Consider the following 23114-nt stretch of genomic DNA (forward strand, 5'->3'; position numbering starts at 1 on the left):
TACCGCCGCACCGTGCTGGTCAAATCCGCTGCACATGTTCTGCGGGCTGAAACAGCTCCTGCCCCAGCCCGCACCTCCCTCCGCTGGATTCACCGAGGAGATGCATGTCGAAACCCAGACACACACGCCGAAGTAGCTTCCTCGCGCAGGTGCTTGCTGTCTTCGTCGCGGCTTCGGGCCTCATTGCGACGAGTGCAAGCGGGGCCGCCGCAGCGACGACCTCCCTGTACGTTTCTCCCACCGGCTCGGGCGACTCGTGTTCGCTGAACGCACCGTGCAGCGTGGAGGGTGCGAAGGCTCGGGTCGCCTCCCTGACCCCGACCATGAACGCGGATGTGAACGTCGTCCTTCGGGGCGGCACCTACCGACTGGATCGCCCGCTCAGCCTCGGCTTAGAGCATTCTGGTCGGCGGGGGCACACTGTCAGGTGGACTGCACACCCAGGTGAGACACCTGTCCTGAGCGGAGCCAAGAAGGTCTCAGGGTTCACACTCCACGATCCGAACCGGGGCATCTACCGGGCTGCGGTGCCGGCGGCAACGCAGAGCCGGCAGCTGTTCGTCAACGGCATCCGAGCCCAGCGCGCCCGAAGCACTGCGGAACCGAGTGGGTTCACACTCTCAGCGACCGGCTTCACCACCGAGGACGCCTCCTACCTGTCGTGGACGAACCCCTCTGCGATCGAAGTGATCGACAACAACGCGTGGAAGCACATGCGGTGCCCCCTCTCGAGCATCACGGCAACGAGCAGCGGCGGTTCCAGCCTCAATGTGGATCCGACGTGCTTCGCCAATAACAGCACCGCTGTCATCTCACGGGGCTTCCCGTTCAACGGCAGCGGCCTCCCCTCCCTCAGCGCCGTCACGTACCTCGAAAACGCCTACCAGCTGCTGGACCGCCCCGGGGAGTTCTACCTGGATACGGCAGCCGGCCAGCTCTACTACAAGCCGCGCCCGGGCGAGGACCTGAGCACCGCAAATGTGGAGCTGCCGACACTCGAGTCGCTTCTCAACGTCTCCGGCACTCCCGGACACCTATCACCCATCGACGACACCAGCGCAGCAGTCCGGTACACCGGCAGCGGCTGGGAAGCTTACGGACCGGGCCGAAAACTCGGAGACCTCCACGACACCGTCCACGCGACGAAGAACAACGGCGACTCGGTCAGCTACACCTTCACCGGCACCGGGATCGACGTGATCTCGGAGACCAACGCCGACGAAGGCACCGCCGACATCTACATCGACGGCACGCGGGTCCAGAGCATCGACGCGTCGAACACAACCAGGCTGTCCCAGCAAGTGATCGCCTCGGTCACCGACCTGCCCAAGGGACAGCACACCGTGACGATGGTCAAGACGGGCGGTGAGTTCATGCTCGTCGACGGGTTCACCGTCATTCCCGATCCCATCGCCCCAGTTCGCGACATCACATTCCAGGGTCTGCACTTCGCCTACACCACCTGGAACGATCCAAGCACCAAGGGGTACATCGACAACCAAGCCGGCGTCCTGTGGGACAGCACACCAGAGCACAATCCTGTCCGCGTCCCGGCAGCCGTGCAGGTCCACCGCGGCACGAACATCGCCTTCAAGGGCGTCACCGTCAAGCACGTCGGCGGAGCCGGTATCGATCTCGCTGACGGGACGCAGTATTCATCGGTGACCGGCAGCGTCATCGACGACACGTCAGGCGGAGGCATTTCCGTCGGCGAGGTCGACGACTACTACCTCACCGACACCCGGCGCATGACGACCGGGGACACCATCAGCCAGAACTGGATCTCCCGCGTGGGCCAGGACTACTCCGACGCTGTGGGCGTGTGGGCCGGCTACACCCGTGGCCTGACCATCGACCACAACGACATCGGCCACACCCCCTACTCCGGCGTTTCCATCGGCTGGGGCTGGGGCTGGGCCTCATCCTGCGACCTACAGGCTTCGCAAGGGCTGGCGAACTGCAGCCGCGGAACCATCTACGCGCAGGGGAACCGAGTCCTGAACAACCACATCCACGACGTGATGCAGGTTCTCCATGACGGCGGCCCGATCTATACCAACGGTGGGCAGGGTGACGGGTCGGTCCGCTCCGAGGTAGCCGGAAACGTGATCGAGGTCGGCAACCACAGCAACTTCCTCCTGTATCACGACGAGGGAAGCTCCTACTGGAACACACACGACAACGTCGTTCGTTTCAACGGCCAGTGGTGGACCGGCATGTGGACACCGACGATCCACCACATCGTCGGATACAACAACTACTCCGATCTGAACGGCTACGACTACAACCGCGGTACAAACGTCTCGATGGATCCCGCGATCAGGCCGGTGAACGGCGTCTGGCCGGCTGCCGCGAAGGAAATCATCGCTGCCGCTGGCCCCAGCGCGACCCACCGCCCCCTCGCCGGTCGTATAGACGACGACGACACTGCCATCGACTACGCCGGCGCCTGGCAGGCTGCCGGCGGCCGAGGCAAGGGCGAGTACCTCGACAACGTCCACTCGACAACCGAAAACGGCGGCAGCGCCACCCTCACCTTTACCGGTACCTCCGTCACCGTCATCGGGGACAGAAACAGCGACCAGGGCGAGGTGGAGGTCTTCGTCGACGGCGCCTCGAAGGGCCTCATCGACACATCTCGCGGAGCTTCAGAAGGCCGCCAGGTACAGGTGCCGATCTACTCCTCCGGCTCACTCTCCCCCGGAACCCACACCGTCAAGGTCGTCAAGCGCAGCGGGACACTCATGGTTCTCGACGGCTTCCAGGTCAATACCGTCGTCAACGACACCTCCCCCGCCATCGACTACACCGGTGCCGCCTGGGTCCACTACTCTCACCGCGGCTTCGGCGACCTCAGTGACGACGTCCACGCCACCACCGCAGACGGCAACACGGTCACTGTCACCTTCACCGGCACCTCGATCACAGTCCTGTCCGAGACCAACAGCGATCAGGGACACATCGCCATCAACCTCGACGGCGTTCCCCAACCCTCCGTCAACACCTACAGCGCATCTCGCCGCTCTCAGCAGCCCATCTACACAGCTGCAGGCCTAGCCGCTGGCCGTCACACGCTGACCCTCACCAAAGCCGGCGGCACCTGGATGCTCATAGACGGGTATCGCATCCAGTAGCGCAGCTCCCCCGGGCGCGCTGCCCAGGGTGGGGTTGATCCCGCGAGCGGGAACAACCCCACCCTCAACGCTTCACTGCGAGGGGCTGATCGTGCGACGGTGCGGGAAGCCACTGTCACCGTGGACGAAAGGATCGGCGAGGACACATCCCCGGCTGTCGGCGTTCAGGCGAACGCACGCAGCCGCGTAGAGTCGCACATGCCCGTCGGCGCTGTCACGATTCGTCGGAGAGGAAGCCTCTCCTGGCCGCGCCAGTGGCCGCCGTCGTTGCGGGTCGGTCAGCAAGCCGGTCGGACGTTCAACGCCGGCCCAGGAGGCATCGGGCCACGAAAACGCCTCGCCGACCGGGAGCCTGAGGGCGTTGTCGACGTCATGCGCGGCGTGATCGGTCTCGCACCAGCAAGCCACATTCACCGCCGCCTCAAGCACAAGCTGGCCCGGGCCGGTCCTCACCACCTGCAATAGGAACTCCAGCTGGTCGCCGCCAGCAGCGTGCTCGATCACAACCAGCCCGAGGACGATCGGCATCCCGGGCTGCGAGCCTGCGAAGGCAACAGGCTCCAGTACCCACTCCCAATCCGCCGTGGTTCTGCCTGCACGAGCCGCATCGACCGTGTTGGCTGTCTGGTTCAAGGAGTCCGCATCCGCGGGCGCCAGGAAAGGAAAGAGCGCGGCCAGAGGGACGTCGTCGAAGTCACCTCGCATTACGAGGTGATCATCCCTGTCACGGGCACATGCCACGAGCTGCCCTGGATTCCGCAAAGAAGGCCCGCAGCCTGGCGGCTGTCACCCCGGGCTCCATCGTCCACACCTGGAGGGGTACGTGTGCGCAGACACCGGTCCTGGGGCTGGGAGGCTGCACCGCGGGACGTTCCTGAGTCAGCCGAGAACCGAGCCGGCTTCGCCGACGGTTCCTCGCAACCACTGCTCGACTCCTCCGATGTGGATGGTCATCCATGCCTGCGCGGCATCTGGGCGGCGCGCGGCCACCGCGTCCAAGATCGCCCGGTGCTGCTGCCGAGTGTGCTCGACGGCACCCTCTTCCGTGAGACCACGCCAGATCCGCGCCCTTGCCGTCGGGCCGGACAAGCCATCGATGAGCGAGCCGAGGACTTTGTTTCCGCTGCCTGCCGCAAGTCGGCGGTGAAACTCCAGGTCGTTGTCGATCAGTTCCTCGAGCGAGACGTCGCCGGTGAGGCGGGAGAGCAGCTCATCGAGCGCCGCAATGTCCTCGTCGGACATCATGCGAGCGGCGAGGGCTGCGGCTGCCGGCTCAAGGATCCGCCGAACCTCGAGGAACTCGAGCACCGTGTCGTCTTGGTGAAAGTCGACGACGAAGCCGAGTGCGTCGAGGAGGAGGTGCGGTTCCAGGCTCGTCACGTACGTGCCGTCCCCCTGCCTCACGTCGAGAACCCTGATCAGTGACAGGGCTTTGACTGCTTCACGCAGGGAGTTTCGGGAGAGCCCCAGCCGTTCGGCGAGATCCACCTCCTTGGGGAGCTTGGAGCCAGGCCGGAGCTCCCCGCTGACGATCATCGCCTTGATCTTCTCGATCGCCTCATCCGTGACCGGCACAGTTCCGCCTCCCAAGTGGTCCGATCTCTGAAGCATAGGTCCTCCGGATTCCTCTGAATCATCAACCAACCACTGGCACGCCTTACCGCGGGAGGCGCGAGAGTCTGCGCTCCGGCATGGGCCCAGGAGGAACCAGAAATTGGCACGGGAATCGCTGACGACGTCAGCAGCGACGCTATCGGGGCGGCTCGTAGGAGCCGCCCTCGGGTTACCGCGACCGCGCCGGGACCAGCGGGTGTCCGACAGGTGCGGCCTGATGGACAGCGTCGGCTCAGTGGTCGGATGTTCGAGATGTCATCGGGCTGGCTACTGGGAGGCCTAGTGGGCTCAGGGGTGCTGGTCGCCGGCTGCCGCTTGTGTCCATGCCGTCGCCATATGGAGGAGCTGATGTCAGCTCAGGCCAGAGTCAGCTGGTAGACGTGCACAGCGTTGCGATGGAATACGGCCTCCTTCTCGGCCGGGCTGAGCACCGAAGTCAGTTCATCGGCGAGTCTCATCACTGTGTCGTATCCGGCCTCGAGGGTGCACACCGGCCAGTCGGACCCGTACAGCAGCCGGTCAGGTCCGAATGCGTCCAGGGCGATGTCCACGTAAGGCGCGAAGTCTGCAGTGGTCCAGGTGCCGTGTGCGGCTTCGGTGATCAGCCCGGACAGCTTGCAGAAGGTGTTGGGTAGCGCCGCGAAGTGGCGTACGTACGTCGCCCAGGGTTCGGTCTCCTTCGTGGCGACAGAAGGTTTGCCCAGATGGTCGAGGACGAAGGTGAGCTCTGTCAGGGCGGCTGCGGCCGCGGCTGCTGCCGGCAATTGGTGCGGGCGTACGACGAGGTCGTAGGCGAGCCCTGCCTCGGCGACGGCGGTCAGTCCGTGTCGCACGTCTTTGCGGACCAGCCAGTACGGGTCGGGCTCATCCTGGATCTGGTGGCGGATACCCACCAGGCGGTCGCCTCCTGGGCCTGCGCGCAGCGCGGCGAGAGAGTCGGCAATGTCTGGAGCGGTGAGGTCGGTCCAGCCGACGACGCCTTTCACCAGTGGGTGGGCCTTTGCCAGTGCCAGGAGTTCAGGCGTCTCCGTCGGCACACACACGGTCTGGACTACGACTGTTCCGGCGACGCCGGCGGCTCGCGCTGCGGTAGTGAGATCATCGACGGAGAAGCTGCGTGCGAGTGGCTGCAGTCGCTCGCCCGTAATCCATGGTTGCGGGCGTACTGCGAGGTCCCACACGTGATGGTGCGCGTCGATGACCACTGGTGGGATCACAGGTCCCACACTGCCGGGAGGCTGGCATTGGCTCCGCTCGTCGAGTAGTCGTGGGCGACATCGAGCAGTTCGGCCATCTTGGACTGCCATGCGACATTGGCGGGGAGGGTCTCGAGTTCGGCCAGGAGCCGGGCGTAGTCGGCGCAGTCGATGAGGTGGAACAGCTCGCAGCCGCTGCGCCAGATTGTCCAGGAGGTGACGCCTGCCTTGCGGATGGCGGCAGCGAGTTCGGGTGGGACGGCGCGATGGGCGGCTTCGTAGTCGTCGATTCGGTCGGGTCGGACGCGGGTGTGCAGGGCGACTCTCATGGCGCTCCGGGTGCGGCGTGAGGGTGGATGGTGGGTGTTTTGAGGAAGGTGCGCTCGGCGCTGTTGGGCCGGGTGTCATCGGGCGGTGGGGGCAATACGGCGTGCTTCAGCCCGTCTCTTCTGGTGTTGGGGCTGAGTCGGGGAGCAGGCCGAGTGCTTTCATCTCCGCCCATAGGTCGGTGGGGATGCTGAGGTTTGTCATCTGCGTGGCGTCTGTCGTCTGCGAGGCGCTGCGTGTGCCGACCAGTACGGAGACGACTGCGGGGTGGCTGAGAGGGAACTGCAGGGCAGCGGCGCGAAGGGGAACATGGTGGCGCTCGCATACCGCTTTCAACGCGACGGCGCGGGCGAGGGTCTGTTCGGGGGCTGCGGAGTAGTCGAAGGGGGCTCCGGGCTTGGGGTCGGCCAGGAGGCCGGAGTTGAAGATGCCGCCGAGTATTACTGCCACTCCGCGTTCGTGGGCGAGCGGGAGGAGTTGGTGCAGTCCGCGCTGGTCGAGGAGGGTGTAGCGGCCTGCCAGGAGGACGGCGTCGATGTCGGTGTTCCTGATGAATCTGGTGGGCAGCTCGGCCTGGTTCATTCCGATGCCGATCGCTTTGATGATCCCTTCGCTGCGGAGTCGCTCCAGTTCGGGGTATGCCTCGTCCAGTGCCTGCTGTTCGTGGGCGTCGGGATCGTGCAGGTAGACGATGTCGACCCGGTCCAGGCCGAGGCGTTCGAGGCTGGAGAGCAGTGAGCGGCGCACTCCTTGTGCGGAGAAGTCCCAGACGCGGCGGTGGGTGGCTGGGACGGCGAAACCGTCGGCCAGGTCGTCACTGTGGCTTTCCTGAGGTATGAGCAGGCGGCCGACCTTGGTGGAGATGGTGAATTGGTCGCGTGGTTGCCGGCGGAGGACGGATCCGAGTCTGCGCTCGGAGAGACCGAGGCCGTAGTGGGGTGCGGTGTCGAAGTAGCGGTAGCCGTGTGCCAGGGCGGTGGTGATCGCTTCTTCGGCTTGTGTGTCCGTGACCGGGGTGAACAGGTTTCCGATCCCTGCTGCTCCGAAGGAAAGCCTGCTGACGGGGATGGCTGCTTGGCCGATGGTGCGGAGGCGGGGAGTCATCGTGTGGGCTGTGGCCGCAGGCGCAGCCCTGCCATGCCGCCGTCCACGGCGATCGTGGTCCCTGTGGTGGAGCCGGCTGCCGGGGATGCGAGGTAGGCGATGGCGGCGGCGACCTCGGGGGCGTAGACCAGTCGGCCGGTGGGCTGGCGGTCGTTCAGGGCGGCTCGTTCGGCTGCAGGGTCGGTGGCGTCGTTGAGCAGTCGGGCGACCCATGGGGTGTCGACGGTGCCAGGCGTCACGCAGTTGACGCGGATCCCTTCGCGGACGTGATCGGCGGCCATTGCGAGGGTGAGTGAGAACACTGCGCCTTTGGAGGCTGAGTACAGGGCCCGGTGCGGTAGGCCTGCGGTGGCTGCGATCGAGCAGGTGTTGACGACTGAGGCGTGGGCAGAGCTGCGGAGGTAGGGCAGGGCGGCCCGGGTGGTTCGTACGGTTCCGAGGAGGTTGATGTTCAGGACTGCGTGCCATTGCTCGTCGGGGTTGTCCTCGATGGTTCCGGTGGCACCGATCCCGGCATTGTTGACGAGGATGTCGATGCCGCCGAGGTCCTGTGCTGCGGCGGTGACGGCTCGGCGCACCGAGGTGTCGTCGCCCACGTCGGCGGTGAAGCCGCGTAGCGGTCGTGGGAGGTTGTCGGGGTGGAGGTCGAGGACGGCGACGTCTGCGCCGCGTTCGCTGAGGAGTTGGGCGGTGGCGCGGCCGATGCCGGAGGCGCCGCCGGTGATGATGGCGGTGAGGCCGGAGAGGTCGGTGGTCATGTTCGGTCCTCCGGGTTCTGGGCGGCCAGGTCGGCGGCCCAGAAGGCGCCGTGGGGGTAGGTGTAGGTGTCGATGGTGGCTTGGTGTATCTGGGCGGAGAAGCCTGGGGCGGTCGGTGCCCGGTAGTGGCCGGCGGTGATCCGTGCCGGGTGGAGGAAGTGTTGATGGAGGTGGTCGACGTACTCCAGGGCCCGGTCCTGGGTCGTGGCCGAGAGGGCGACGTAGTCGAACATGGAGAGGTGCTGGACGAGTTCGCACAGGCCGACTCCGCCGGCGTGGGGACAGACGGGGATGCCGTGCTTGGCGGCGAGCAGCAGGATGGCGAGGTTCTCGTTGACGCCGGCGACTCGGGTGGAGTCGAGTTGGAGGATGTCGATAGCGTCGGCCTGCAGCAGTTGTTTGAAGATGATCCGGTTGTGGACGTGCTCGCCGGTGGCGACCTTGATCGGGTGGACGGCGCGCCGGATGGTGGCGTGGCCGAGAATGTCGTCGGGGCTGGTTGGCTCCTCTATCCAGTAGGGGTCGAATTCGGCGAGAGCGTTGGTCCACTCGATCGCTTCGGGGACGTTCCATCGTTGGTTTGCATCGATGGCGATCCGGATGCCGGGGCCGAGGGCCTGGCGTGCGGCGCGGCAGCGGCGGATGTCGTCCGTCAGGTCGGAGCCGACCTTGAGTTTGATCTGGGTGAACCCGTCCGCGACTGCCTGCTGCGCGAGGGTTGTGAGCTTCTCGTCGCTGTAGCCGAGCCAGCCTGGGGAGGTCGTGTAAGCGGGGTAGCCGTGCTGGGTCAGGTGGGCGGCCCGCGCTTCGGCGCCCTGTTTTCCCTTGGTGAGGAGGCCGAGGGCTTCGTCTGGGGTCAGGGCGTCTGCGATGTACCGGAAGTCGATCTGCTTGACCAGCCAGGCGGGATCGGCGTGGGCTAGCAGTTTCCACAGCGGCTTGCCTGCACGTCGGGCGGCGAGGTCCCAGACGGCGTTGATCAGGGCGCCGATCGCCATGTGGGTCACGCCCTTCTCGGGTCCGAGCCAGCGGAGTTGGCTGTCGCCTATGAGGTCGTTGTAGAGCGATCCGGGATCGGCGCACAGTTCGGCGACGGAGCGTCCGAGGATGTGGTCGCGCAGTGCGTCGATGGCCGCGACTTGGATGTCGTTGCCGCGGCCGATGGTGAAGGTGAAGCCGTAGCCTTCCTGTTCTCCTGGGGAGGTGCGCAGGATGACGTAGGCCGCTGAGTAGTCGGGGTCGGGGTTCATCGCGTCGGATCCGTCTAGTTCCCGCGAGGTGGGGAAGCGGAGGTCGTAGGTGTCGACGGCGGTGATCCGTGGGGTGACGTCGGGCAACTTGGTGCCTTTCACGCGTTGAGGAGCCTCTGGCGTTGGGTGCCTAGGCCGTCGATGGACAGGGCCAGGGTGTCGCCTGCGCGCAGGTAGGGGTTGCCGGGAAGGCCGAGGGCGACGCCGGCGGGGGTGCCGGTGTTGATGACGTCGCCGGGGCGCAGCACCATGTACTGGCTGAGGTACCAGATCACGTATGCGGCGTTGAAAATCATGTTTTTGGTGTTGCTGTTCTGGCGGAGCTGGCCGTTGACGGACAGACGCAGGTTGAGGGCCTGGGGGTCATCGATCTCGTCGGGGGTGACGAGCCAGGGGCCCATGGGGTTGAAGGTCTCGCAGGACTTTCCGAGGTCCCATTGGGGTGAGTGTTCGAGCTGGAATTGTCGTTCGGAGATGTCGTTGCTGATGGTGTAGCCGGCGATGTGTGAGGTTGCCTCTGCCGGGGTGGGGATGTAGCGGGCAGTGGCGCCGATGATGATGGCGAGTTCGACTTCCCAGTCCGTCTTGACCGAGCCGCGGGGGATGAGGACCGGGTCGTCGGGGCCGATGACGGTGGCGGGATCTTTCATGAAGACCACCGGGCGTTCGGGAATGGGCGCCCCGGTCTCCTGTGCGTGGTCGCGGTAGTTGAGGCCGATGCACACGATCTTGCCGGGGTTGGCGAGGGGTGCGCCGACCCGTAAGCCGGTGATGTTGATGCGCTGCAGCGCCCCTTGGGCCAGTGCCGAGCGGGCTTGGTGGATGCCGTCGGAGGCGAGGAAGGTGCCATTGATGTCAGGGGTCAGGTTCGCGAGCGAGTAGGCGCTGCCGTCCTGGTCGAGGACTGCGGGGATCTCGGATCCCGCCTCGCCGATACGCAAGAGCTTCATGCCCTACCTGTCTGTGGCTTGCCACGTCGGGACTAATTCATCGGATGAATCAGTCGGCCCCGACCATACGATCCGGCTCCACGTGACGCAAGGAGCCACCCAAAGTATGACCATTTATATAGCTCACCCTTGACTTCTCGGGAGAGGCCGACCTGTCCTACTGAACCCGCGAGCGGTGATTCATCCGAGGTTTCCTCTTGTCAGTTCCCCGTACTGCTCGTATGGTCCTCACTACCCACAGTCATGTCATGGCTGCGGCTGTCGGCTCCGTGGCTTCCTCTGCCTCGGACCGACCTTCCCGGCCGGCCTCCTCGTCTCAGCGAGGCAGGAGGAAGGCGCAGCCCGCGTGATCGGTGCACCGGCCCCATCGGGCCTCGGCATCCCAGCCAAGGAGACCGGCACTTATGAAGCTTCGCTCCTCCAGAGTCGTGGCCACGGCCGTCGGCGTGATCGTCCTGGCGGGGTTCGCCACGGCCTGCAATCGCGGCTCGACCTCCGCCGACGGATCGGCAGGAAAGCCGGCGATCGGCATCGATCTGCCTCGGGCGGACTCCGACTTCTGGAACTCCTACACGCAGTACATCAAGCGGGGCGCTGCCGCCCAGGGCCTGAACATCCTGCCGCTGAGCAACTCCCAGAACGACGTCACCAGGCTGGTGGCCAACGTGCAGGTCTTCCAGAACACCGGAGCCAAGGCCGTGGTGATGGCCCCTCAGGACACCGGTGCCATTGCCTCCACCCTGGAGCAGCTGTCGGCAGAGAAGATCCCCGTGGTGAGCATCGACACCCGGCCTGACAAGGGCAACGTCTTCATGGTCGTCCGCGCGGACAACAGGGCCTACGGCGTCAAGGCATGTGAGTTCCTCGGGAAGCGGCTCAACGGCAAGGGCAAGGTGGCCGAGCTCCAGGGTGCGCTGAGTTCCATCAATGGTCGTGACCGCTCCGAAGCGTTCGCCGCCTGCATGAAGGAGAAGTTCCCTGGCATCCAGGTCATCGAACTGGCCACCGACTGGAAGGGGGACGTCGCCTCCGCCAAGCTCCAGTCCACACTCGCGGCGAACCCCGACCTGAACGGCATCTACATGCAGGCCGGCGGAGTCTTCCTTCAGCCCACCCTCGCCCTGCTCCAGCAGAAGGGCATGCTCAAGCCTGCCGGGCAGAGCGACCACATCACCATCGTCTCCAACGACGGCATCCCGCAGGAGCTGGACGCGATCCGCCGCGGCGACATCGACGCCACCGTCGCTCAGCCGGCAGACCTCTACGCCAGGTACGCGCTGTACTACGCGCAGGCCGGCGCAGAGGGCAAGACCTTCCGGCCCGGCCCCACCGACCACGGCTCCACCATCGTCCAACTGCCCAATGGACTTGAAGACCAGCTCCCGGCCCCGCTGGTCACGAAAGAGAACGTTGACGACCCGACTCTGTGGGGCAACAACGTCGGCCAGTAGCCCGAAGTCCGCGGGCGAGGGTCAAGCAGCACCAGGGCCGACCGCCGCTCAGCGACTGCCATCGGAAAGGACGCCGCCATGGCGGACCCCAGCCCCGATCAGGGCCCCGTCGTCGAAGCCGACCGGATCAGCAAGCGCTTCGGCGCCACCGTGGCCCTCAGCGACGCCCGCATCTGCGTGGCACCAGGTGAGTCGCACGCCCTGGTCGGCCGCAACGGAGCGGGCAAATCGACCCTCGTCTCGATCCTCACCGGACTGCAGAGCCCTGACACCGGCTCTTTGCGCTTCAACGGCGCGGCCGCGCCGGCATCAGGTGACACCTACGCCTGGCGCACCCGGGTCGCCTGCGTCTACCAGCGCTCCACTGTCATCCCCGCACTCACCGTCGCCGAGAACCTCTTCCTCGACCGGCAGAGCACCGGAGTGCTGCGCCCGATCAGATGGAGGCGATTGCGCGACCGTGCGAGCGAGCTGCTCGCCGAGTACGGGGTCGACGTGGACCCGACAGCCCGAGCCGAAGACCTGACCGTAGAGCAGCGGCAGTTCGTGGAGATCGCTCGTGCTCTGTCGTTCGGCGCCCGGTTCATCATCCTGGACGAGCCGACCGCCAGACTCGACGCCCGGGGCATCGACAAGCTCTTCGACAAGCTGCGCTCGCTACAGGCCCAGGGGGTCGCGTTCCTCTACATCTCTCATCATCTGCGGGAGGTCTATGACCTGTGCACCACCGTCACGGTCTACCGCGACGCCAAGCACATTGTCACCGCCCCGGTCGCCGAAATGGACCAGCCGGCCCTGGTCGCGGCGATGACAGGCGACAGCGTCCGTACTGCCGGTCCCCATCCGATGTCCGCCCCGAGAGCCAGCAAGAGCAGCAAAGCCCTGCTGGAGGTCAAGGAACTGGGCTTACGCCACTTCTACCAGGACTTTTCCCTCACCGCTCACGCGGGTGAGGTGGTCGGCCTCGCCGGCGCCTCCGCCAGCGGCAACGTCCAGGTCGGTGAGACGCTCGCAGGCCTGCACCACCCCACCTCCGGCACCATCACCGTCGCCGGCAGCACTGTGCGTACCGGTCGTGTTCCTGCCGCCCTCGCCGCCGGGATCGGGTTCGTCCCGGAGGATCGCCATATCCAGGGACTCATCCCGCAGCGCAGCATCGCCGAGAACGCCACCTTGACTGTCACCAGCCAGCTCGGGCCTCTCGGGACGGTCCTGCCGGCCCGCACCCGGGCCTTCGCACAAAAGATGATCACTGGACTGGACATCAAGACCCCGGGTGTCTCCGCCCCGGTGTCCGCGCTCTCCGGCGGCAACCAGCAGAAGGTCGTCATCGCACGGGCCCTCGCCACCGAGCCCCACGCTCTGGTCGCCATCCGGCCTACTAACGGCGTCGACATCAAATCCAAGGAATCTCTGCTCGGCACCGTCCGCCAGGTCGCCGACTCGGGAAAGACCGCCCTGATCATCTCCGACGAGCTCGACGATCTGAGGATCTGCGACCGCGTCCTGGCCATGTTCCACGGCCGCGTCGTCGCCGAGTTCGCCCAGGGCTGGAGCGACGAACAACTTGTCGCAGCCATGGAGGGCATGTCCGGCCCGAACCACACAAAGGAAACCGATGCCCCCTACCGCTGAGCTCCGCACACCAGCGCCGACCGTTCAGGTATCCCGTCACCGATTCAAGCTGGCCCGCTATCGCGACCTCTCGCTCGTCCCGGTCCTGCTGGTGCTGGGCCTCATCGGGTTCGCCGTCTCTCCGGCCTTCCTCACCTCGAGCAACCTCCTCGGGGTCGGCCAGCAGGCAACCGAGCTGAGCCTGCTGGTTCTCGCCGAGGCCTTGATCCTGATCTGCGCCCGAATGGATCTTTCGCTGGAATCGACCATAGGTGTTGCCCCCGTGGTCGCTGTCTGGCTGGTCCTACCGGACCACGGTGCACGCTTCCTCGGACTCGGCCTGTTTCCCGCCTGGGCTGCCATCCCTCTCTGCCTTCTGGTAGGTGCGCTGATCGGGGCGGTCAACGGCTTTCTCATCCTCAAGCTGCGCCTCAACGGATTCATCGTCACTCTCGGTGCGCTCACCCTGCTGCGCGGCCTTCAGGTCGCCATCTCCGAAGGGCAGTCGATCGTCAGCCTGCCCAGCTCGTTCACCTACCTCGGCCGCTCCGCTTGGCTCGGCGTCCCGGCCTCGATCTGGATCTGCTCGGGGCTCTTCGTGACAGCTGGCTGTGTGCTCGCCTGGCTGCGCCACGGCCGTGCTCTCTATGCCATCGGCGGCAACGCAGAAGCGGCTCGCACAGCAGGTGTCCAGGTCGATCGCATCACCTGGACCATTCTGATCATCGGCAGCGTCCTCGCTGCCTTCGCCGGCATCCTCTACACCGGCCACTACGGCTCGATCTCCGCCGATCAAGGCAACGGCTGGATCTTCCAGGTGTTCGCCGCCACTGTCATCGGAGGCGTCAGCCTCAACGGGGGCCGCGGCACCCTGTTCGGCGCCCTTACCGGTGTCCTGACTCTCCAGCTGGTCATCAACGTCATGACTCTGGCCGGCGTCCCCCCACTCTGGAACCAGTTCCTCAACGGCACAATCATCATCGTCGCTCTGATCATCTCCCGCTTCGCCTCCGGCGAAAAACAGGACTGACGAGCCGGTACGCGGTAACGACTGAGGGTGATCGCGCGAGGAAGGGTGATGTCCACCTGCCGATGATGATCAAACCGAGCAGCTCGCGCGCACCTCACCTGCCCGGAAGCAATCTGGCTTGCCGGTCAAGAAGGTGTTCAGCCGGAGGGGCCGCGCGAGGCGGCAGTGCCTCCATTCCTGGCATCGGGGCGGCCGCCCGGAATCATGGCTTGGTGAACCCGATGTCCTGATAATTGACTGAGGCGAACCCATTGGCCCCGAAATTTGCCAGCGATTCCTTGCTCACGACGATCTGAGGCGACTGGTACAGCGGGATAACTGCGGCTTCCTGCCACACCAGGGAGTCGGCTGTATTAATCTCCCGGAGGGTCGTCTCGCTGTCCAGGGACGCCGACGCCCGGTTCAGTGCAGCATCAATCTTGGGGCTTCCGACTCGGGCGAAGTTGAGTTGGTTCGACCCATCCTTCGGGGCTGCATAGATGGGCTGGTTCGCGGTCACGGGGAAGGCGGATCCGAACCAATTGAAGGCGGTGATGTCATAGTCGCCAGGAATGATGTACTTGTCGAAAAGCTGCGCACCCGGCACGGACTGGATCCGCAGTGAGATGCCGACGCTGGCGAGCATGTCCTTCAGGAGCTTACCCTCATTGGCTGCTTCCTGAAGGTCGGAAGGGATGACAAATCTGAGTTCAAGCGGGACCCCGTCCTTCTTGCGTCCGTTCCCGTCCATCTTCCACCCCGCCGCGTCCAGCTCCCGCTTCGCCCCCTCAGGGTCGAATTCTCCGATGTCGCCGGCGTTGTCCTGGTAGCCCTGCTGTCCGGGGAAAAGGAAATGGTTGCCCAGAGTGGTGGCGGTCTGGTCCAGGCCCTGGAGGGCCGACTTTGCGACCACCTCACGGTTGATTGCACGGGCCAGCGCTCGGCGAACTCGCACGTCCTGGAGGATTTCCCCTTGTCCGTTGAAAGTGAAGTGCCGGAAGTTCGGCGCCCCGGCTCGACGGACCTGGGAGGTCTTGACCTGCTTGACATGCGAGTATGCAGAGGCGTTCGCCCCTACATTCACAAAGTCAATCTCGCCGTTCGCGAAGGCGCTCTCGGCAACTGATTCCTCCAGCGCCCTGAAGATAATCCTGTCGAGCATCGCCCGCTCCCCCCACCAGTCAGGATTCCGAGTGACGGTCAGGGTTCTGGCTGTTGCGTCCAAGGCAGAGAAATTGAAAGGTCCAGCCGTGACAGGGATCTTCTCGACGTAGCCTTTATTGAATCCCTGCTCCGTCCCGATAACAGAACTCGGGTAAAGCGGATTGAACAAGGACTGCCACTCCCCAAAAGGCCTGGCGAAGGAGACGATCACCTCCCTGTCATCCACACCCCTCGACACGCTGGAGATGAGTTCGTATCCCGCCTTCGACGCCACCCCATAAGAAGGATTCTTTCCATTGCTTGCACGCCAGAGCGCCTGGAAGTCCCGATATGAGACCGCCCGTCCGTCCGTCCACTTGGCTTTCTGGTTGATCTTGTAGGTCACGGTCTGCCGGCCGGAATCCTGCGCGACCTTCACGTCGGAAAGATAGTCAGAATTCGGTGACACCTTACCTGCCGGATCGACTTTCATGATCACTGGCATCATCGAAGACACGATGCGGGCTGTATCCACGCTCCCGCCATCCACATGATGACTGTTGAGGTTCTCGGTGATGTCCTCGACCGGCCATTTGAGCGTTCCGCCCGCAGAGATTTCCGACCGCTCGGTGGAGTTCATACTGTCCGCCGTCGCGGTATCCTGCGAAGTCTCGTCATGCGCAGAGCAGGCAGAGAATAGGAGCACGCCGAGAACGGTCGATGCCGCCAACAAAGGCCTGGAGCGGGTCGGTGCCAGCACGGTAACGCCTTCCGGTTCCTGCCGTCGCTTCCTCGCTAGAATGGTATGCGTACGTCCCTGATATCGCCTGGCAGCACACCGCGGGCAGCCGCGGCCTAGGAAAGCCGACTCCTGCGGGCTGAGAACCGACATGGCTGAGAACATCCCGAGCGAAGAAGACAGCACCCCTCACTTCGGCATGATCGGCCGTGAGCAGGAGTTGCACACAGCCGTTGCCGCCCTGCAGCGCCCGCCGGCCGTCGTACTGGTCGAGGGTGAAGCGGGCTCCGGCAAGACGCGACTGGTCCAGGAGGTGATGCGGGCGCTGAACCGTACGACGCAGGTGCAGGTGCTCCTTGGCCACTGCACTCCCCTGCGCGAACCCCTCCCCTATGAGCCCCTGGTACGCGGTCTGCGGGGCGTGACCAGATTGCTCCCCCAGACGACGCTGCTTCCGCCGGAGGCCGCAGTCCTGTCGACGTTCCTGCCTGAGCTGGATGGCCATGTGGCCGACCGCGCTCATCGTCCCCACCGTGATGAGCCGCACCGGGATCTCGTGGCAGAGGCGGTCCGCGTCGTCCTTGAGGCGCTGAAACCAGCGATCCTGATCATCGAGGACGTGCACTGGGCCGACGAGCCGACGCGGGAAGCGCTGTTCCTGCTGGCGAGTAAGCCCCCGGCGGAATGCGGGCTGGTCCTCACCTACCGGGAGGACGACCTGAACGCGGGCCAGCCAGTGCTGAGCAGCTCCTACCGCCTTCCTGTTGCTTCCGGTGGTGCCGAGATCCGGCTGGGGCCCCTGAGCGAGCCCGACATCACCCGCCTGGTGGCCCAAGAGCTAGGGCCGAGGGGGGCTGAAGCGCTCGCACACGAGCTGTTCAAGCGCAGCGCCGGAATCCCACTGGTTGCGGAAGAAGACCTGATCACGTTGATCGAGCGGCGAAAGGTGGTTGGGCAGGCGCCGGACGGCGCGGCGGTTCAGGTGGCTCTGCGCGAGAAGGGGGTTCCCCGAGCGTTGCGTGAGGCCATCTTCGAGCGCATGGAGCCGCTGAGCGCCGCCGGGCTGGCTGTGGTCGAGGCCGCAGCGGTAGTCGAAGTGGCCTCGGAGCAGACCCTTCTCACACAGGTCGCGGGGCTGTCCCCGGCTGAGGGCACTCGCGGGCTCATCGAAGCCCTCAAGGCGAAAGTTCTGTGCGAGGCTTCGCCGGCACGGTATGGATTCCGCCATGTGCTGGCGCGCCAGGCCGTCTACGCCAATATGCTCGGACCGGTGCGGGACATGCTGCACGGCGAGGCGGTGCGCGCGCTCGAGGCCTGCGACCCTCCCCCGCTTGTGCAGATCGCTCATCACATCTGGGCACGCGGAGACACGAAGAACTGGCCTAAGGCAGCCGAGGCAGCCGCCAGGCAGGCCGTCGCCCTGGGCGACGACGCCACCGCTTCCAGCCTGCTGCACCAGATCCTCGACCAGTCGGGTACGGACCCGGCGATGCGCTCGGAGGCAGCACTCGCCTTGGCTGAGATCGCCCACAAGGCCACGGACTACACGCGCAGCGTCACCATCTTGCGGCGTCTCCTCGCGGATCCGCGGCTGCCGGAACTGACGCGCGGCCGCGTACGGGCCACCCTCGCCACGCTGATGGTCAACCAAGCTGGCGACATCACCGGCTACAGGGAGATGGAGCGGGCGATCACCGAACTCATGCCTTGGCCACGCTGCGCGGTGCTGAGCATGGTGGGCATGGTGCTCGACGAGCATACGCAGACGCCTGACCAGATCACCGGATGGCTGGACAAAGCTGACGCTCTGCTCGAAGGTGACGACTTCGCTGCCGGGGAGGCGGCTGTCCTTTCGGCACGGCTGTCAGTGCAGGCAGGCCTGGGTGACAGTGCCGCATGGGATGCCGTTGCTGCGCTTCCCCGCGGATCGGCTGACCCCGAGGTGCACCGGCAAATGCTGATCACCCTTTACAACGTGGGACTTTCCGGCATCCGATCCGGCCTGGACGAGCGGGCCCGGGGGCTCATCGAAGAATGTGCGCGTCTGACCGAGGGCGGCACCAATCCTTCTCTTGAGTTCTACGCCAGGACACAGTTGCTACGACTGGACTGGCTCGGCGGTCACTGGGCCGGCGTGGAGGGCCGCTTCAGCGAACTCGCCTTCCGGTACCCGGGCATGGCGATGATCGCTCCGATCCAGGGGCTGGTCTGCGGCACCACAGCAGCCGCTCGAGGTGAATGGAGCAAGGCCCTTGAATGGTTCGAGGCGCTGGTAGAGGGCCGGGAGGGCGAGGTGACAGGTGACCTGGAAGGAGCTGCGGCACGGGCATCGGTTCAGCTTGCGAGCGGTGACCCGGCCCGGGCCTGGGCTACGGTGCAGCCTGCCCTGGAACTCCTGCGGCACTCAGAGGCCTGGGCCCGCGGCTGCGGGCTGCTACCGGTCGCTGTCCGGGCGGCCATGGCCTGCGGTGACGATGCGGATGGCGCGCGCCTGGTGGATGAGGCGATCAAGGCACAGCACGAACGAACCGCCCGCGGGTTTCTCGCGCCGGCTGCGGACGCCGAAGTATCCACGGCGTGCGGTCATCTACAGGCCAGCAACGACCCTCAGGCCTCGGCTGCGCATTTCGGTGACGCCGAGCAGGTGTGGAGAAAGATGGGGCGCCCCTACCCGCGAGCGCAGGTGATGGAAGCGCGCGCAAGGGCCGTTGCTGAGGCCTCGCCCGAGCTGGCGAAGGAGGGGCTGAACGCTGCGGCAGATCTCTTCGTGCAGCTGGGCGCCACCTACGATGCCGCGCGCTGCCGTCGAACGGCGCACGGGGGCCCGACGGGCTCGGTGCGGTCATCGGTGCGCGGCCGGCGGGGCTACGGTGGCCAGCTGTCGCCGCGGGAGATAGAGGTGGCTCAGCTCCTCGCGACCGGCGCCTCCAACAAGGAGATCGCAGAAGTTCTCTTCCTGTCGGTGAGGACCGTGGAACACCATGTAGCCCGTGCCCTGAGCAAGCTTGGGGTGACGGAACGCAGCGCGGTGGGTGGCGCTTTGCAGGCACGATCCGACGGATAGAAGGTGACCCTCGGCCCGTTGGTGCGGTGGCTTGCCATGGCTTCATGACGTCGTGCGTCGGGGTCCAGCAGGAAACCGGGCTGGGGCTTTCGACCTGCAGCCGGGTCCGGCCCCGCTCCACCGCGCGGGGGAAGCGGCATCCGCTGTCGCGGCTGGTGCGACAGCGGATGCCGACTCGGCTATTCGATGACGAGCTGTGCGAGCTGGAGGCGGAAGCGGCCGGATTCGTCGCTCGCAGGTGCGCCCAGACGAGTGACGTGAAGGCGCAGATAGCGGCCAGAGGCCGACGGGAGGCTGAAGGTTTGTGACTGTCCTCCTGGTGAGGGCTGGCCGGTGACGGACCGCACTGTGGTGTAGCCCGTGCCGCTGGCTGTGCGGGTCTGGATGGTGAAGTCGACAGGGAAGCCGGCCGTGCCTCCGCCGGCGGCTGCGGTGTCGGTCCGGGGGAAGAGCATGACGGAGCTGAAGGCCCGGTCGGTGCCGAGGTCGAATTCGACCCAGACCGGGGATCCGGAAACGTCGGCCGAGGCGAAGTCGTGGCTGGTGTATCCCTTGGTGCCGACGGCGCTGGTGAGGATGCCGTCGAGAAGCCGGTCCCTGCCCCAGTCACTGTTCTCCAGGGAGCTGTTGCTGGTCACGGTGGTGCCCCGGGCCGGGATATGTGCCTCGGCGAGCTGGAGACGGTAGCGGGTGGGTTCGTCCGTGGCGGGTGTGCCCAGCTTGGACGCTCGCAGCCGCACGTACCGGGCTCGCGTCGACTTGAAGCCGTAGGTCTGCGGGCGGCCGTTCGGGTTGGCCGCGGCGGTGACGGTACGGACGGTGCTGTAAGTGGTGCCGCCCGAGGTACGCGTCTGGACGGTGAAGTCCACCGGGAAACCGGCGGTCCCACCCCCGGACGCCGGGGTGTCAGTGCGCGGGAAGAGTCGCACCGCGTCCAGGTCGGTGTCGGCGCCCAGGTCTATCTCGACCCAGACCGGTGAGGCGGAGGCGTCAGAGGAGGGAAAGTCGTTACTGGTGTAGCCCTTGGCTCCGCTGACGCTCGTGTCGTGGCCGTCCGTGAGCTTGGCCACGCCCCAATGCGCGTTCTCCAGAGTGTTGTTACTCGTGACGGGCTTTCCGACGGCCAGATTGCTCAGGCTCCCGACCCCTGTCGCCGTGAAGGTCCGCGTCCCCGGCTCCATCTGGAAGTAGACGTAGGAGCCGTCCCTACCGGCATATGACACTCCGGACACGGACCCCACGGGCGCGCCGTCACGGTACACAACCGTGCTTCCCGTCTTGATCTCCGGATGCTGACCTCCGTACGTGGGCACGCCGAGGCGGGCCGTGGTGCCGCTGGGAGATTCGAGCCGGAGGGTCACCGTGCCGTCCGCACGCTCGATGTCCAGCCCGATGTTGCCCCTGACGGTCGGGGTGACCGTGTTGATGTGGGTGAACGTTCCCGTCTGGGGCACCACGTCGTACTTCCCCCACCCCGGCTCGGTGGGCCGGACACCCGCGGCGTAGGCGGACAGTACGTACAACGGTCCACCGTTCCACGCGTGGTTGTCCGTGCCGCTTCCTCCCTTGGTCCAGAATTCCCACAGGGTGTAGCCCGGATCGGCCACCTGCTGCGCGTACCGGGTGCGCATCCGCGACTCCGCCACGGAGACCGCGCCCATGAGGTAGAGGGCCTCCAGGACATAGAACTCCAGGTAGGGGCTGGCGTTCATGTGCTCGGTGAGCACTTTGGTGATGTGCGGGTGGTTCGCCGGAGCGGCCAGGCCCGCCACGACGGCGAGCGCGTTGCCCCGGTCGTCGGTGTCTCCGTTGTAGCCGGGAGAGCGGTACTCCTTTCTCGCAGCGTCCCACAGCACACGGTCGAAGTTCGCCTTGATGCTGTTGCGACGCCCCTGCCAGGTGGCGACATCGGTGGAGTTGCCGGAGAGTTCGGCCAGCGTGATGGCCGATCCCGACGCGAGGTAGTACCAGGCGTTGTCGAGGATCCGGGCGTCGATGTTGCTTCCCCAGTCTTCCCAGTCCCAGCCTCCCGCCCGGTGATTGACGAGGCCGTCTGCGTCGAGGGTCCAGAGATTGAGGTACTTCTTCACCTGGGGGTACACCGAGCTGACCGTGGTGGTGTCCCCGGTGTAGGTGTGAAAGGTCTCGAGGCTCCACACGGAGGCCAGCATCTGGGTGGGCAGTTCGGCGCTCCAGTTGCCGGCAGGCACCGGGGAGTAGAGAACGCCGTCGGGCTTCTGCCATGCGGCGAGTTCGGAAATGGCCTTTCGGCCCAGGTCGTTGCTGCGTGGGTCGAAGGTGTAGAACCCCTCCTTCAGCTGGTTGACGACGTCGCCCCACCACTGGGCGCGCTCGCGGGTGGGACAGTCGAAGTACGTGTCGCGCATGTTGACGTACATCGTGCGCGAGGCCTTGCCCCACAGAGCGTTAAAGTACGGGTCGTTGCTCGTGAAGGAGCCGGTGAAGCTCGTGTCGTAGCCGCTTTCCCGGTACCTCAGCTCCAGGATGGTGACGGACGACGGGATGGTGTAGTGGACGGCGGTACCGCTCAGCCAGCCGAGGGACTCGAATTCCTGGACGCCGCCTGTGGTGATGTAGGTGGAGCGGAGGTTGTTCTCCCCGCCGTCGGTGTAGTGGTCCGTCTGGATGTTGATCACCGCGCCGGCCGGAGCGTCGACCTTGAGGTACGGGGTGATCTGGATGTTGGAGGGCAGCTTCGCGGTGATGACGGTCGTCCCTTGTCCGGTTCCGGGCAGGGAGTGGTGGTTGGTGTAGGCGAGCAGTCCAGTGGTCCGGAAGAAGGGGATGGGGCGCTTCACCAGTGCGTTCCAGGGCGCGGCACCGGTCGCTCCCTGGTCGGTGGCGGACGGCCACGCACTGTCGTTGTAGGCGGGCGTGTGCCAGCCGTTCACGTTGCTCGCGTTGCGGGCGTCGTAGTGGATGTTGGATTCGGGAAGCCGCCAGTTCGGCTGCCCGCCGCTGGTGTCGGCGCCGTAGCCTGGATGGACCATGGCCTTCCAGCCGGTGCCGCTCACGACCGAGGTGGTCGTGTCGCCCGCGACGATGGAGGACTCGAAGAGCAGTCCGGCCTTGCCACTGTTCTTGTGGGAGAAGCTGTGCTTGCCGAAGTGCCATGCCAGCACGGCGATGGTGTTGTCCCCCTCGACCAGGTGGGGTGCGAGGTCCACCTGGTCGTAGTAGGTGTCGTTGGGATTCGGGCCCCGCTTCAGTCCACCTTCGAAGATCACCAGATTGCCGTTGACGTAGAGCCAGTACTTCGAGTCGACCGCGATGCGGGTGATCGCCGACGTCGGAACGCCTGGGAGTCGTACGACGCGCCGGAACGCGGCCCACTGGTTGGCGGCGCCGGCTCCTGCCCACATCCACCGACCGGACCATTCGGCCGCGGCGGCGGTCGAGGCAATCCCGGGAACTACCAGAGAGGACGCACACGCTGCGAGGGAGACACTGATCGCGTTGCGCAGCACGTCGCGACGTGATTGAGACATGGGAAGTCCTGACGGAGACGTTGGATGAGGATCCAGGAGGCTGACAGCTCCAACGAATCCGGAAGGCCACGCATGACGAGCGGGGCTCGGCGTCGTGCGCGGCGTGACCGATGATTCGGGCGACTCGGCCGGACAGTCGTCCACCCCGTCGTCGGAAGGTCCGGCAGTGCCGGGGATCCGAGTGACTTTCAGGCTCCGCTGTCCACCGTTGTCCCAGTCCGTCACCCTCAGGGCGGGCGCAGGGCTGGAGCG

The 23114-nt window shown here is 65.8% G+C and carries 15 protein-coding genes; 5 read left to right on the forward strand and 10 right to left on the reverse strand.

The window, feature by feature from the left end:
• Positions 1-104 precede the first annotated feature (104 nt).
• Complete coding sequence (locus tag ACFYT9_RS26795; protein WP_389168059.1) at positions 105-3134, forward strand: hypothetical protein; 3030 nt, start codon at positions 105-107, stop codon at positions 3132-3134.
• A gap of 72 nt (positions 3135-3206) precedes the next feature.
• On the opposite strand, the gene ACFYT9_RS26800 is transcribed toward ACFYT9_RS26795, so the two are convergent.
• The 8 genes from ACFYT9_RS26800 to ACFYT9_RS26835 form a co-directional block, all read right to left on the reverse strand.
• Positions 3207-3839 carry a hypothetical protein gene (locus tag ACFYT9_RS26800; RefSeq protein ID WP_389168061.1) on the reverse strand — a complete coding sequence of 211 codons (633 nt, stop codon included), beginning with the start codon at positions 3837-3839 and terminating at the stop codon, positions 3207-3209.
• 174 nt (positions 3840-4013) lie between these two features.
• Entirely contained in the window at positions 4014-4709 is a 696-nt protein-coding gene (locus ACFYT9_RS26805; RefSeq protein WP_389168064.1) for a FadR/GntR family transcriptional regulator, read from the reverse strand.
• Between the two features lie 395 nt (positions 4710-5104).
• On the reverse strand, positions 5105-5953 hold the full coding sequence (locus ACFYT9_RS26810; protein WP_389168066.1) for an amidohydrolase family protein: 849 nt from the start codon (positions 5951-5953) through the stop codon (positions 5105-5107).
• Positions 5954-5961: 8 nt separating this feature from the next.
• Entirely contained in the window at positions 5962-6273 is a 312-nt protein-coding gene (locus tag ACFYT9_RS26815; protein WP_389168069.1) for an L-rhamnose mutarotase, read from the reverse strand.
• A gap of 106 nt (positions 6274-6379) precedes the next feature.
• Positions 6380-7375 carry an aldo/keto reductase gene (locus ACFYT9_RS26820; RefSeq protein WP_389168072.1) on the reverse strand — a complete coding sequence of 332 codons (996 nt, stop codon included), beginning with the start codon at positions 7373-7375 and terminating at the stop codon, positions 6380-6382.
• A complete protein-coding gene (locus ACFYT9_RS26825; RefSeq protein ID WP_389168075.1) occupies positions 7372-8133 on the reverse strand; it encodes an SDR family NAD(P)-dependent oxidoreductase in 762 nt (253 codons plus the stop codon). The genes ACFYT9_RS26820 and ACFYT9_RS26825 overlap by 4 nt, the downstream gene beginning before the upstream one ends.
• Positions 8130-9485, reverse strand: a complete 1356-nt coding sequence (locus ACFYT9_RS26830) for an enolase C-terminal domain-like protein (RefSeq protein WP_389168077.1) — start codon at positions 9483-9485, stop codon at positions 8130-8132. Before ACFYT9_RS26830 ends, ACFYT9_RS26825 begins: the two co-directional genes overlap by 4 nt.
• Positions 9482-10333 (reverse strand): fumarylacetoacetate hydrolase family protein, encoded by an 852-nt coding sequence (locus ACFYT9_RS26835; protein WP_389168080.1) that lies wholly within the window; start codon positions 10331-10333, stop codon positions 9482-9484. Before ACFYT9_RS26835 ends, ACFYT9_RS26830 begins: the two co-directional genes overlap by 4 nt.
• Positions 10334-10737: 404 nt before the next feature.
• Between ACFYT9_RS26835 and ACFYT9_RS26840 the strand changes: the two genes are divergently transcribed.
• The 3 genes from ACFYT9_RS26840 to ACFYT9_RS26850 all read left to right on the forward strand — a co-directional run bounded on the left by ACFYT9_RS26840 (position 10738) and on the right by ACFYT9_RS26850 (position 14428).
• Positions 10738-11784 (forward strand): sugar ABC transporter substrate-binding protein, encoded by a 1047-nt coding sequence (locus ACFYT9_RS26840; RefSeq protein ID WP_389168083.1) that lies wholly within the window; start codon positions 10738-10740, stop codon positions 11782-11784.
• A gap of 78 nt (positions 11785-11862) precedes the next feature.
• Positions 11863-13419, forward strand: a complete 1557-nt coding sequence (locus ACFYT9_RS26845; protein WP_389168084.1) for a sugar ABC transporter ATP-binding protein — start codon at positions 11863-11865, stop codon at positions 13417-13419.
• Complete coding sequence (locus tag ACFYT9_RS26850; protein WP_388882157.1) at positions 13403-14428, forward strand: ABC transporter permease; 1026 nt, start codon at positions 13403-13405, stop codon at positions 14426-14428. The genes ACFYT9_RS26845 and ACFYT9_RS26850 overlap by 17 nt, the downstream gene beginning before the upstream one ends.
• Before the next feature lie 202 nt (positions 14429-14630).
• Here ACFYT9_RS26850 and ACFYT9_RS26855 read toward each other — a convergent pair whose 3' ends face one another.
• Positions 14631-16310, reverse strand: coding sequence for an ABC transporter family substrate-binding protein (locus tag ACFYT9_RS26855; protein ID WP_389168087.1), 1680 nt, complete (start codon positions 16308-16310; stop codon positions 14631-14633).
• A 130-nt stretch (positions 16311-16440) separates the two neighbouring features.
• On the opposite strand from ACFYT9_RS26855, the gene ACFYT9_RS26860 reads away from it, so the two are divergent.
• Positions 16441-19353 carry an ATP-binding protein gene (locus tag ACFYT9_RS26860; protein ID WP_389168090.1) on the forward strand — a complete coding sequence of 971 codons (2913 nt, stop codon included), beginning with the start codon at positions 16441-16443 and terminating at the stop codon, positions 19351-19353.
• A gap of 179 nt (positions 19354-19532) precedes the next feature.
• Here ACFYT9_RS26860 and ACFYT9_RS26865 read toward each other — a convergent pair whose 3' ends face one another.
• Positions 19533-22736: a discoidin domain-containing protein gene (locus tag ACFYT9_RS26865; protein WP_389168093.1), complete on the reverse strand. Its 3204-nt coding sequence runs from the start codon at positions 22734-22736 to the stop codon at positions 19533-19535.
• Between the last annotated feature and the right edge of the window lie 378 nt (positions 22737-23114).

Source organism: Streptomyces sp. NPDC004435, from assembly GCF_042873895.1.
In the GTDB taxonomy this organism is placed as follows: domain Bacteria; phylum Actinomycetota; class Actinomycetes; order Streptomycetales; family Streptomycetaceae; genus Streptomyces.

Excerpts from the sequence above, each read along its gene's own strand:
- ACFYT9_RS26795 (WP_389168059.1), top strand. The coding sequence starts at position 105 with ATGTCGAAACCCAGACACACACGCCGAAGTAGCTTCCTCGCGCAGGTG.
- ACFYT9_RS26800 (WP_389168061.1), bottom strand. The coding sequence starts at position 3,839 with ATGCGAGGTGACTTCGACGACGTCCCTCTGGCCGCGCTCTTTCCTTTC.
- ACFYT9_RS26815 (WP_389168069.1), bottom strand. The coding sequence starts at position 6,273 with ATGAGAGTCGCCCTGCACACCCGCGTCCGACCCGACCGAATCGACGAC.
- ACFYT9_RS26820 (WP_389168072.1), bottom strand. The coding sequence starts at position 7,375 with ATGACTCCCCGCCTCCGCACCATCGGCCAAGCAGCCATCCCCGTCAGC.
- ACFYT9_RS26825 (WP_389168075.1), bottom strand. The coding sequence starts at position 8,133 with ATGACCACCGACCTCTCCGGCCTCACCGCCATCATCACCGGCGGCGCC.
- ACFYT9_RS26835 (WP_389168080.1), bottom strand. The coding sequence starts at position 10,333 with ATGAAGCTCTTGCGTATCGGCGAGGCGGGATCCGAGATCCCCGCAGTC.
- ACFYT9_RS26840 (WP_389168083.1), top strand. The coding sequence starts at position 10,738 with ATGAAGCTTCGCTCCTCCAGAGTCGTGGCCACGGCCGTCGGCGTGATC.
- ACFYT9_RS26845 (WP_389168084.1), top strand. The coding sequence starts at position 11,863 with ATGGCGGACCCCAGCCCCGATCAGGGCCCCGTCGTCGAAGCCGACCGG.
- ACFYT9_RS26850 (WP_388882157.1), top strand. The coding sequence starts at position 13,403 with ATGCCCCCTACCGCTGAGCTCCGCACACCAGCGCCGACCGTTCAGGTA.
- ACFYT9_RS26860 (WP_389168090.1), top strand. The coding sequence starts at position 16,441 with ATGGCTGAGAACATCCCGAGCGAAGAAGACAGCACCCCTCACTTCGGC.
- ACFYT9_RS26865 (WP_389168093.1), bottom strand. The coding sequence starts at position 22,736 with ATGTGGGCAGGAGCCGGCGCCGCCAACCAGTGGGCCGCGTTCCGGCGC.